This window comes from Serratia sp. Sp408 (assembly GCF_057180665.1).
In genome coordinates this window covers 262125-273891 of the sequence record NZ_JBXUFT010000005.1, presented here as the reverse complement: position 1 = coordinate 273891, position 11767 = coordinate 262125, and the positions used below count along the sequence as shown (strand labels likewise).

Here is an 11767-nt window from a genome sequence, read left to right as displayed (position 1 = left end):
GAGGAGTCGACAGGTGCAGAAAAGTACCGGCTTTATCGCCAACATCGATATTTGCAAGGAGTACGATGCGCGCTACGCCGCGGATGAGGTGCATTACGAAACCTTTGCCGGGCTGGCGGCGTTTTTTGGCCGCGATATGCAGGTGCATTGGCACGACAGCTTTTTTCAGGTGCATTTTCTGGAAACCGGCAAAATCGAACTGCAACTGGACGATCAGCATTATTCAGTGCAGGCGCCGCTCTTCATCCTGACGCCACCGTCGGTACCGCACGCCTTTTTCACCGAACCGGACAGCGACGGACACGTGCTGACGGTGCGCCAGGAATTGATATGGCCATTGCTGGAGCGGCTGTATCCCGGCAGCAACCTGGCGCTGGATATGCCCGGCATTTGCCTGTCATTGGCCGGCGTGCCGCAAGAACTGACGGCGCTCAGCCATTACTGGGCGCTGATCCGTCGCGAATTTGCCGGCAACCTGGCCGCTCGCGAGCAAACGCTGGCATTGCTGGCGCAGGCGGTGTTCACGCTGTTGCTGCGCAATACCGATCTGGAGGATTCCGCCGCCACCGGCGTGCGGGGTGAGCTGAAAATATTCCAGCGCTTCAACAAAATGGTGGATGAGCGCTTCCGCGAACACTTGCCGGTGCCGGAATATGCACAGGCGCTGGGGGTGACGGAGTCGCGGCTCAACGATTTGTGTCGTCGATTTGCCAACCGCTCGCCCAAGCGGCTGATTTTTGACCGGATCTTGCGTGAAGCGAAGCGACTGCTGCTGTTCGGCGCCTGCACGGTGCATGAAACCGCTTACGATCTGGGATTCAAGGATCCGGCCTATTTCGCAAGATTTTTCAATCGGTTGGAAGGTTGTTCACCCTCGAGTTACCGTGCGCGTTAAACCCCGGCCGTCGCCTCCCGCGCGGCGGCCATAACGTACCTGTGTCACAGTTTGCCGCTCTGGCGGCCATCCTCAGCGAAAAGTACCGGCGATTGCCGCAAAAGTCTCTTCTCGAAACCGCGTTCGGCAGCTTCAATTAAGCAACCAAATAAAAACATTATTTTAACAATGACCGAACCAACGGTCTTACACTGCCGATTACGAGGAAGACGCAATGAAACCAGAAGATTTCCGTGCCGATGCCAAGCGCCCGTTTACCGGTGCCGAATACCTGAAAAGCCTGCAAGATGGCCGCGAAATTTACATCTACGGCGAACGGGTAAAGGACGTTACCACGCACCCTGCCTTTCGCAACGCGGCGGCCTCCGTCGGCCAGCTGTATGATGCGCTGCACGCGCCGGCCAGCCACGACCGCCTGTGTTGGGGCACCGACACCGGCAACGGCGGCTATACCCATAAATTCTTCCGCTATGCCCGTAGCCCACAAGAGATGCGCCAACAGCGTGACGCCATTGCCGACTGGTCGCGCCAAAGCTACGGCTGGATGGGGCGCACGCCGGACTACAAAGCCGCCTTTGGCAGCGCATTAGGCGCAAACCCTGAATTTTATGGTCAGTTTGCCGACAATGCACGCCACTGGTACCAGCGTATTCAGGAAACAGGCCTGTACTTCAACCACGCCATCGTCAACCCGCCGATCGATCGTCATAAGCCGGTCAACGAGGTGAAGGACGTGTTCATCAAGGTGGAAAAAGAAACCGACGCCGGCATTGTGGTCAGCGGTGCCAAGGTGGTCGCAACCAACTCGGCGTTGACCCACTACAACTTTATTGGCTTTGGTTCGGCGCAGGTCATGGGCGATAACCCGGACTTCGCGCTGATGTTCGTCGCGCCGATGGATGCCGAAGGCGTCAAACTGATCTCGCGTGCGTCATACGAGCTGGTGGCCGGCGCCACCGGATCGCCGTTCGATTATCCGCTCAGCAGCCGCTTTGATGAAAACGATGCGATCCTGGTGATGGATCATGTGTTGATCCCGTGGGAAAACGTGCTGATCTACCGCGACTTCGATCGTTGCCGCCGCTGGAGCACCGAAGGCGGGTTTGCGCGCCTGTTCCCACTGCAGGCCTGCGTGCGACTGGCGGTGAAGATGGATTTTATCACCGCACTGCTGCAAAAAAGCCTCGGTTGCACCGGGGTGCTGGAGTTCCGTGGCGTACAGGCCGATCTGGGCGAAGTGGTGGCCTGGCGCAACCTGTTCTGGTCGCTGAGCGACGCGATGTGTGCCGAGGCCACCGAATGGAAAAATGGCGCCTATCTGCCGGATTCCGCCGCGCTGCAAACCTATCGCGTGATGGCGCCGATGGCCTACACCAAAGTGAAGCACATCATCGAGAAGAACGTTACCAGCGGGCTGATCTATCTGCCGTCCAGCGTGCGCGACATGGACAATCCGGCGATCGACAAGTATCTGGCGCAGTACGTGCGTGGCTCGAACGGCATGGATCACGTCGAGCGCATCAAGATCCTCAAACTGATGTGGGACGCCATCGGCAGTGAGTTCGGCGGCCGTCACGAACTGTATGAGATCAATTATGCCGGCAGCCAGGACGAGATCCGCCTGCAATGCCTGCGCCACGCGCAAAGCTCCGGCAGCATGGATCAGATGATGCAAATGGTCGATCGCTGCCTGTCCGATTACGACCGGCATGGCTGGACGGTGCCACATCTGCATAACAACGGCGATATCAATCAGTTAGACAACCTGTTGAAATAGTGTGGTCTTGGAGGTGTGTATGTCTCAGGAAAATGAACACCGGCTGCGTTTTCGCGATGCGATGGCCAGCCTGTCGGCGGCGGTGAACATCGTCACCACCGATGGCCCGGCGGGGCGCTGCGGTATTACCGCCACTGCGGTCTGCTCGGTAACGGATAGCCCGCCGACCCTGATGGTGTGCATCAATCGCAACAGCGCGATGAACCCGGTATTTCAGGAGAACGGCAAGCTGTGCGTCAATGTGCTTAACCACCAGCAGGAGCTGATGGCGCGCCACTTTGCCGGCATGACCGGCGTCAGCATGGAAGAGCGCTTCCGCCAGGAAGAGTGGCGCCAGGGGGCGCTTGGCCAGCCGCTGCTGTGCAATACCCTCGCCAGTCTGGAAGGAGAGATCGCGCAGATCCAGAGCATCGGCACCCATCAGGTCTATCTGGTGGAGATCAAACAGATCGTGCTGAGCGACAGCGGCCACGGCCTGATCTACTTCAAGCGCAACTTCCACCCGGTAAAGCATGAAATGGCGGCGCTGGCGTGACAGTCACCCGGCGCGATAGCGCGCCGGGTGATGCGTTACATCCCTTGGTTGGCCACCAGATCGCTGACCAGCCGGTTGACCGGATCGCTCATATTGGTGAACTTACTCAGTTCGGAGCGGGTAACTACCACGAAAACGCCGACATTATGCTGCGGTGACATGGCCATATAGGTGATGAAACCGCCGCCGCCGCCGGTCTTCTGAATAATGCCCGGCAGCCCGTCCTTCGGTGCCATATACACCCAGCCCAATCCCAATGCATCCGCCTGACCCGGCACGTCCATACCTTTCAGCGATACCAGATCGCGGCGTTGGAAGTACATGGTCTGTTCGTTGGCTGCGGTGGCTTTGCGCGGACCAAACGCCTGCGAGGACAGGAATTGCTGCATCCAGCGCTGCATGTCGCGCGGGGTGGAATAGACGCCGCCGCTGCCGGCCGCTGCAGTGGTATCACGGCAGGCGCTCGGTCCGGCGGCGGCCACCATCAGACGTGAGCACTGTTCGGCGCTCGGTGTCAGCGTGGTATCGACCATTCCCAACGGCCCGGTGATTTTTTCTTTCAACAAGGCGTTGTATGACTTGCCCGCCGCTCGTGACAGCGCATCGGCCAGTAAATCATACGCCAGATTGGAATAGGCGGCATGTACCCCCGGCGGCACGGTGATTTTGGCATGTTCCAGCCACTGCCAGCGTTGTGCCTTGGTCGGCCAGACGAACACCGGCGTTTTCGGCGGTTTTTTGCCCGGTTGCTCACGCGGTAAGCCGCTGGTGTGCGTCGCCAGATTCAACAGGGTGATTGGCTGGCGCGCATTGTAGCTCGGCACATAAGCACCGCGTGGCGCGTATTTACGCAGCGGGTCGGTCAGTTTTACCTGGCCTTGTGCCGCCATTTTTACCATCACTTCGCTGGTCATCAGCTTGGTGATGGAGGCGATGCGGATCAGTGAATCCGGGCGTGGGCGCAGATTGTTGCCGGGTTTGGTATCGCCAAAGCTGCGATTAACCACCTGATTGCCATCGATCACCACCAGCGCCATGCCGGTCGCACCGCTATTGTAGAAAATGTGCTCGGCATATTGATCGACGATCTGTGAGGTCAGTTGTGGCGTTGCGGCGTAGCCAGCCAGCGGCGCGCCGCACAAACCCAGTGCCAGCAGGGAAACAGAGAGAATGTTCTTCAACGATCGTTATCCATGTTAAAAGTGCAGCGGGAAGGCGTAAATTGCCACCACAGTGTAATGTGGCGGCGCCTTCGCTGCATGGGGAAAAAGAGCGGGAAGCGTAAATTTTCCCCTATTGTGTCCGGGTAAAGATGGCAATCACTTCATCCAGGTGTGTTTTCATTGCCTTACGTGCCGCCCGAACGTCGCGCGCCTCAATGGCGGCGAGGATCGCCCGGTGTTCCTGCTCGGAACGGTGTGGCATATCCTCCGGGGTATAGTGATGCTGCAACACGCGAAACATGCTGCCATAGCGGTGGCCAAGCAGATGGGCGATGATAAACGCATAAGCCGGGTTGCCGCTGGCCTGCGCGATGCGAATGTGAAACAGCCGATCGCCGGGATGGGTGGCGGAAGCGGCCCGATTATCCCGACAGTTTTGTTCATACGCGGCGCGAATACCCGCCAACTCTTCATCGGTGGCATGGCGAGCCGCCAGCGCAGCGGTTTCGGGTTCGATCAGCAAACGGGTTTGCAGCAGCGAAAATGGCGGCAGCTCGGCGTTAAAATCCAGTTCGATGTTCAGCTCGTCGTCGATGTCGGCCCACTGATTGCGCCCGGCCTGGGTCATCACCGGTTCCTGTGAGGCAATGGCCGGTGACAGTCCCTTGACGATCACTCCATTACCCACTTTCACGTCTACCAAACCAATCACTTCCAGGGCGATCAACGCCTCGCGCACCGAAGCGCGGCTGACCTGTAACTGCTGGGCCAGATCGCGTTCCGACGGCAGGCGACTGCCGGGCGGGAATTCGTTGTTTTCGATCAGGCGTTTCAGCTGGTCGGCTATCTGTCTGTAAATACGTGGGTTTTCCAGTCGGGTAATCGGCATTTTTTACCTTCGGCACGGTAGCGTTAAGTGATTCAGCGCACAAAAACTGCTCAAGCTGCTTGAGTATTCGTTAATCAGGTGTAAAAACTTGGTTAATTGAAATGCTGTTTTACATCGTTTTTATTCACATCTACTTCAAACCATAACGCTTAAAACGTCTTTTGTCATGTGAAAGGTCTGACCTTTAACCGCCCTTAGTGGCCTGACCATTAGACCTTTTGGCCAAGGAGTCGCAATGGATTTAACCGGAAAACGCGTGCTGATCACCGCCGCCGGGCAGGGGATCGGTTTCAGCACCGCCAGGCTGTTTGCCGATGCTGGCGCTGAGGTGATTGCCAGCGATATCAATATCGCGTCGTTACAGGGAATTAGCGGCATTACGCCGTTGCAGCTGGACGTCACCGATGGTGCCGCCATCGCCGCGGCGGCGGAAACCGTCGGTTGTCTGGACGTGCTGTTCAACTGTGCCGGCGTGGTGCATAGCGGGTCGATCCTGGAATGCAGCGAAAGGCAATGGCAGTTCGCGCTCGATCTGAACGTAACCGCGATGTTCCGCATGATCCGCGCCTTTTTGCCCGCCATGCTGACACAGCAGAAAGGTTCGATCATCAACATGTCCTCGGTGGCCTCCAGCGTCAAAGGCGTGCCGAACCGCTTTGCCTACAGCGCTACCAAGGCGGCGGTGATTGGTCTGACGCGCTCGGTGGCGGCGGACTACGTTACCCAGGGCATTCGCTGCAACGCCATCTGTCCGGGCACCGTGGAGTCACCGTCGCTGCGTCAGCGCATTGCCGAACAGGCGCGGGAACAGGGCCGCAGTGAAGAAGAGGTTTACCAGGCATTTGTCGCGCGCCAGCCGATTGGCCGCATCGGTCAGACCGGCGAAATAGCGCAACTGGCGTTGTATCTGGCCTCTGATGCCAGTTCCTACACCACCGGCACCGTGCAGATTATCGACGGCGGCTGGAGCAACTGATTGGCCACGGCGTGCGGGTCGCACGGCAATTTTATCGTTGAGATTGAGGACATTATGAAACTGTTACGTTATGGAGAGGTTGGGCAGGAACGACCGGGCGTGTTGGACCTTCAGGGGCGAATCCGCGATCTTTCACGCCATATCGCCGACGTTGGCGGCACCGCGCTGTTGCCGGACAGCATCGCCGCACTGCAACGGCTGGATATCGACAGCCTGCCGCTGGTGGAAGGGCAGCCGCGTATCGGCGCCTGCGTCGGCGGCATCGGCAAGTTTATCTGCATTGGGCTTAATTATGCCGATCACGCGGCGGAAACCGGTGCGGCCATCCCTGGTGAACCGGTGGTTTTCAACAAGTGGACCAGCGCGGTGGTGGGGCCGAATGACGACGTGGAAATCCCGCGCGATTCGCAAAAAACCGACTGGGAAGTGGAGCTGGGGGTGGTGATCGGCAAGGGCGGGCGCTACATCGCCGAACAGGATGCCATGCAGCACGTGGCCGGCTACTGCGTGATTAACGACGTATCCGAACGCGAATTCCAGATTGAACGCGGCGGCACCTGGGACAAGGGCAAGGGCTGCGATACCTTCGGCCCGACCGGACCATGGCTGGTAACCGCCGACGAAATTGCCGATCCGCACCGGCTCAATCTGTGGCTGGAAGTGGACGGCAAGCGTTATCAGGACGGCAATACCAGCACCATGATTTTTACCATTCCGCACATCATCAGCTATCTGAGCCGCTTTATGAGTCTGCAGCCGGGTGATGTGATTTCCACCGGCACCCCACCGGGGGTCGGCATGGGGCAAAAACCACAGCCAATCTATCTCAAGGCCGGCCAGGTGATGCGGCTGGGCATTGAGGGGTTGGGTGAACAACAACAGCAAACGGTTCAGGCGTAGGAGAATTGACCATGACCACCATTACCGCGCTGCGGGTTGAAGATATTCGCTTCCCGACCTCGCTGGGGCTGGATGGCTCCGACGCCATGAACCCGGATCCGGATTACTCGGCGGCCTATGTGATCCTGGAAACCGATCGCGCCGATCTCAGCGGTCACGGTCTGACGTTTACCATTGGCCGTGGCAACGAAATCTGCTGCGCGGCGATCCGTGCGCTGGAGCACCAGATCGTCGGCCAGTCGTTGGCGAGCATCACCGCCGATATGGGGGCGTTCTGGCGTCAGTTTACCAGCGACAGCCAGTTGCGCTGGATTGGACCGGACAAGGGGGCGATCCACCTGGCCACCGGCGCGGTGATCAATGCGCTGTGGGATCTGTGGGCCAAGGCGGAAGGCAAGCCGCTGTGGCAACTGGTGGCAGACATGACGCCAGAGGAGCTGGTGCGCTGCATTGATTTTCGCTACATCACCGATTGCATTACGCCGCAGGAGGCGCTGACGCTGCTGAAAAATCGGGCGGAAGGCCAGGCGCAGCGGCGTGAACAACTGCTGGAACACGGTTATCCCTGCTACACCACGTCGGCCGGTTGGCTGGGCTACCCGGACGACAAGCTGCGCCGGCTATGCCAGCAGGCGGTCGATGCCGGCTTTTCCTACCTCAAGCTGAAGGTGGGGCGCGATCTGGAGGATGACATCCGCCGGGTGCGCATCGCACGCGAGGTGATCGGCCCGGATCGTCAACTGATGATCGACGCCAACCAGGTGTGGGAGGTCGATGAAGCGATCCCGTGGGTGAAGCATCTGGCCTTTGCCAAACCGTGGTTTATCGAAGAGCCCACCAGTCCCGACGACGTGGAAGGACATCGGCGCATTCGCGAGGGGGTGCATCCGGTGAAGGTAGCTACCGGTGAAATGTGCCAGAACCGCATCATGTTCAAGCAGTTCATCATGCGTGGCGCGATCGATGTGGTGCAGATTGATGCCTGCCGGCTCGGTGGGGTTAACGAGGTACTGGCGGTGATGCTGATGGCGGCCAAGTACAACCTGCCGGTATGCCCGCACGCCGGTGGCGTCGGGCTGTGCGAATACGTTCAGCACCTGTCGATGATCGATTTCCTGTGCATTGCCGGCAGCCATGAAGGGCGGGTGATCGAATACGTTGACCACCTGCATCAGCATTTCCTGCACCCGTGCGAGATACGCGGCGCGGCCTATATGCCACCGCGTGCGCCGGGCTATTCGATTGAAATGCGGCCGGAATCGATCGAGCAATACCGCTTTCGCGGTTAGGAGGCGGCATGTTGCGCATCGACGCCCATCAGCATTATTGGCGCTACCAGCCGCAGCACTACCCGTGGATTGACGACGGTATGGCGGTGCTCCAGCAGGATTTCGGCCCGGCGCAGCTGCAACCGCTGTTGCAGCAGCATCGGCTGGACGGCGCGCTGCTGGTGCAGGCACGGCACAGCGAGGCGGAAAATGCCGGGTTGCTGGCACAGGCGGCACAGCTCGACGGGGTGTGTGGCGTGGTTGGCTGGCTGGACATCACCGCGCCGGCGCTGGATGAGCGTCTGGCGGCGCGCCACCCGCTGCTGTGCGGCGTGCGGCACCTGGTGCAGGATGAGCCGGATCCGGCGGACTGGCTGGCGCTGCCGGCGGTGCAACGTGGCATGGGTCTGCTCCAGCGGCACGGCTGCGTCTATGACCTGCTGGTGACGCACCGACATTTGGCAGCGGCGGCGGCGTTCGCCGCTCGCCATGACGATCACTGGCTGGTGCTCGATCATCTCGGCAAGCCGGACGTGGCGCGCGGCGCGGCGCATTGGGCCCGGCAGATCGCACCGCTGGCGGCACTGCCGCACGTGGCGTGCAAGCTGTCGGGGCTGATCACCGAAGTGCCCGGCGGTCACTGGCAGGCCGGGCAACTGCTGCCTTTCTTCGAGGCGGCGCTGGAGGCCTTCGGCCCGCAGCGGTTGATGTTCGGTTCCGACTGGCCGGTGTGCCTGTTGGCCGGTGAATATCAGCAGGTTTATCAACTATGTGAGCAGGGGGTGGCTACGCTCAGCCCGTCGCAGCAGGCGGCGATCTGGGGCGGCACGGCCTGCCGGGTTTATGGTTTAACGGGATCTGACGATGAATTTATATCTCAACGATAAAGTAGTGATGGTGACCGGCGGCGGCTCCGGCATCGGCGCGGCGATTTCGCTGACGCTGGCGGAAGAGGGCGCGGTGCCGGTTATTGTCACCAATGTCATGCCGGATGATGAGTTCCTTGCCCAGCTCAAACGTCTGCAACCGCGCAGCAGCGTGACGATCGCCGATCTGTGCAGCGAGGCGGAGTGCCAACGCGCGGTGTCGCAGGCGCTGGAACAGTACGGCCGGCTGGACGGTCTGGTGAACAATGCCGGGGTAAACGACGGCGTCGGGTTGGAGGCCGGTCGCGAGGCGTTTCTCGGATCGCTGGAAAAGAACCTGATGCATTATTACCAACTGGCGCATCTGTGCCAGGCGGCGCTCCGGGCCAGCCACGGCACCATCATCAATATCGCCTCGAAAACCGCGCTCAGCGGCCAGGGCGGTACCAGCGGCTATACCGCCGCCAAGGGGGCGGTGCTGGCGTTGACGCGCGAGTGGGCGGTGTCGCTGCGGGCGGACGGCGTACGGGTCAATGCGGTGGTGCCGGCGGAAGTGATTACCCCGCAGTACCAGCGCTGGATCAACACCTTTGAGCAACCGCAGCAGCAACTGGAAAAAATCACCGCGCGCATTCCGCTGGGGCAGCGCATGACCACGCCGCAGGAGATCGCCAATACCGTGGTGTTTCTGATTTCCAGTCGCAGTTCGCACACCACCGGCCAATGGATGTCGGTAGACGGCGGCTATCTGCATCTCGATCGGGCCATCACATGAGCGGCGCGGCGACTTCCCGACGGCGCTTTTGCCAGGCGCTCGATCTGGTCGATTCACCGGCGCTGATTGCCGAGTATCAGCGTCATCATCAACGCATCTGGCCGCAGATTGCCGAACACCTGCGCCACCAGGGCATTCTGGAGATGGAGATTTACCGCATCGGCACCCGGCTATTCATGATTGTCGAGGTCAGCGCGGAATTTGATGCCGAACGCTTTGCTGCCGACAGCCGCAATCATCCCGATGTGCAGCGCTGGGAAGCGCTGATGTGGCAATACCAGGTTGCCACGCCCTGGACGCCGCCGGGCGAGAAATGGGTGGCAATGGAACAGATATTTTCATTAGCAAAACAATAATAGCCAATATCATTCGAGTTGCGGCGAAAGGTGGCGCAGCGAATCTCCGGCAAGGCTGCTACAGGGCGCGGCCGGGGTGAACGCGCGCTATTGTCGCGGCAGCCCGGTGTATGAAAGTACTCTACGAGGATAATATCATGCTTGCTGATAAAACCGCTGCGCCTGCGCAAGTGGGGGCCAACGCGCGCGCCAATCTGCGCTGGGCCTTTATTTTGGTCACCAGTCTGTTCTTTATGTGGGGCCTGTCTTATGGCTTGTTGGACGTGTTGAATAAACATTTCCAGGAAACGCTGCACGTCACCAAGGCGCAATCGGGATTATTGCAGGCGGCGTATTTTGGCGCCTATTTCCTGGTGGCGTTGCCTGCCGGCTATTTTATGGATAAACGCGGCTATAAGGCCGGGATTCTGATTGGTCTGTGTCTGTATGCCGTCGGCGCGTTGCTGTTTGTGCCGGCCGCTTCGGCCAACAGCTTTGCGCTGTTCCTGCTGGCGCTGTTTGTGATTGCCTGTGGCCTTGGCTGTCTGGAAACGGCGGCCAACCCGTATGCCACGGTACTGGGCGATGCCAAAGGCGCGGAACGTCGGCTGAACCTGGCACAGTCGTTCAACGGGCTGGGGCAGTTTATCGGCCCGATGATCGGCGGCACGTTGTTCTTTTCGGCGACGCAAAGCGCCAGCGGCGGCGATCAAAACATGGTGAAAATGACCTACGTGGCGATTGCGGTACTGGTGCTGGGCATCGCCTTGCTGTTCAGCCGTACCCGGCTGCCTGACATTCGCGAAGAAGAGCCGCTGCCGCATGGCGTGGTGGCGCAGGGGCTCTGGCAGCATGCGCATTTTGTCGGCGGGGTGATTACCCAATTCTTCTATGTGGCAGCGCAGGTCGGCGTCGGGGCGTTCTTTATCAACTATGCCACCGAACACTGGGATGACGTGTCCAACCAGAGCGCGTCCTATCTGCTTTCCATCGCGATGATCTGCTTTATGATTGGCCGTTTCTTCAGCACCTGGTTGATGGGGCGGGTCAAGCCGGCGACGCTGCTGGCCTGCTATTCGTTGATCAATATCCTGCTGTGCGGGGTGGTGATGATGAGCATTGACGGTGTGTCGGTGGTGGCGTTGATCGCGGTATTCTTCTTTATGTCGATCATGTTCCCGACCATTTTCGCCCTCGGGGTGAAGAACATGGGCAAGCATACCAAACGCGCCAGTTCCTTCATGATCATGGCGATCGTCGGCGGTGCCATCATGCCGTATTTTATGGGGGCCATCGCTGACCACTACAGCACCGCCATTTCTTACGTCTTGCCGCTGCTGTGCTTTATCGTGGTGCTGGCCTATGGCATCCGCCAACGCCGATACTGA

At 59.6% G+C, this 11767-nt stretch carries 12 protein-coding genes; 10 read left to right on the top strand and 2 right to left on the bottom strand.

What is annotated here, in order from left to right; all coding sequences use genetic code 11:
* The first annotated feature begins 13 nt into the window (after window positions 1-13).
* From hpaA to hpaC, 3 genes are all read left to right on the top strand, one after another.
* Complete coding sequence (gene hpaA, locus AC2AXP_RS16655; protein ID WP_004955628.1) at window positions 14-895, top strand: 4-hydroxyphenylacetate catabolism regulatory protein HpaA; 882 nt, start codon at window positions 14-16, stop codon at window positions 893-895.
* 214 nt (window positions 896-1109) lie between these two features.
* Window positions 1110-2672: a 4-hydroxyphenylacetate 3-monooxygenase, oxygenase component gene (gene hpaB, locus AC2AXP_RS16650; protein WP_004955626.1), complete on the top strand. Its 1563-nt coding sequence runs from the start codon at window positions 1110-1112 to the stop codon at window positions 2670-2672.
* 19 nt (window positions 2673-2691) lie between these two features.
* Entirely contained in the window at window positions 2692-3207 is a 516-nt protein-coding gene (gene hpaC, locus AC2AXP_RS16645) for a 4-hydroxyphenylacetate 3-monooxygenase, reductase component (protein ID WP_039992433.1), read from the top strand.
* A 35-nt stretch (window positions 3208-3242) separates the two neighbouring features.
* Here the strand turns inward: hpaC and ampH are convergent, their stop codons facing one another.
* Both ampH and AC2AXP_RS16635 read right to left on the bottom strand, forming a co-directional pair.
* A complete protein-coding gene (gene ampH / locus AC2AXP_RS16640; protein WP_004955621.1) occupies window positions 3243-4388 on the bottom strand; it encodes a D-alanyl-D-alanine-carboxypeptidase/endopeptidase AmpH in 1146 nt (381 codons plus the stop codon).
* A gap of 112 nt (window positions 4389-4500) precedes the next feature.
* The gene (locus tag AC2AXP_RS16635) at window positions 4501-5259 is read right to left on the bottom strand and encodes a FadR/GntR family transcriptional regulator (RefSeq protein WP_004955617.1); all 759 of its coding nucleotides are present in this window, start codon (window positions 5257-5259) and stop codon (window positions 4501-4503) included.
* 235 nt (window positions 5260-5494) lie between these two features.
* Between AC2AXP_RS16635 and AC2AXP_RS16630 the strand changes: the two genes are divergently transcribed.
* The 7 genes from AC2AXP_RS16630 (at window position 5495) to fucP (ending at window position 11767) form a co-directional block, all read left to right on the top strand.
* On the top strand, window positions 5495-6235 hold the full coding sequence (locus tag AC2AXP_RS16630; RefSeq protein ID WP_004955612.1) for an SDR family oxidoreductase: 741 nt from the start codon (window positions 5495-5497) through the stop codon (window positions 6233-6235).
* A 54-nt stretch (window positions 6236-6289) separates the two neighbouring features.
* Window positions 6290-7135, top strand: coding sequence for a fumarylacetoacetate hydrolase family protein (locus AC2AXP_RS16625; RefSeq protein ID WP_039992432.1), 846 nt, complete (start codon window positions 6290-6292; stop codon window positions 7133-7135).
* Between the two features lie 11 nt (window positions 7136-7146).
* On the top strand, window positions 7147-8424 hold the full coding sequence (locus AC2AXP_RS16620; protein WP_198773249.1) for an L-fuconate dehydratase: 1278 nt from the start codon (window positions 7147-7149) through the stop codon (window positions 8422-8424).
* An 8-nt stretch (window positions 8425-8432) separates the two neighbouring features.
* On the top strand, window positions 8433-9290 hold the full coding sequence (locus AC2AXP_RS16615; RefSeq protein WP_004955606.1) for an amidohydrolase family protein: 858 nt from the start codon (window positions 8433-8435) through the stop codon (window positions 9288-9290).
* The gene (locus AC2AXP_RS16610) at window positions 9268-10044 is read left to right on the top strand and encodes an L-fucose dehydrogenase (RefSeq protein WP_484381814.1); all 777 of its coding nucleotides are present in this window, start codon (window positions 9268-9270) and stop codon (window positions 10042-10044) included. The genes AC2AXP_RS16615 and AC2AXP_RS16610 overlap by 23 nt, the downstream gene beginning before the upstream one ends.
* Complete coding sequence (locus tag AC2AXP_RS16605; protein WP_004955603.1) at window positions 10041-10400, top strand: L-rhamnose mutarotase; 360 nt, start codon at window positions 10041-10043, stop codon at window positions 10398-10400. Before AC2AXP_RS16610 ends, AC2AXP_RS16605 begins: the two co-directional genes overlap by 4 nt.
* A gap of 137 nt (window positions 10401-10537) precedes the next feature.
* Window positions 10538-11767 (top strand): L-fucose:H+ symporter permease, encoded by a 1230-nt coding sequence (fucP, locus tag AC2AXP_RS16600; RefSeq protein WP_039991209.1) that lies wholly within the window; start codon window positions 10538-10540, stop codon window positions 11765-11767.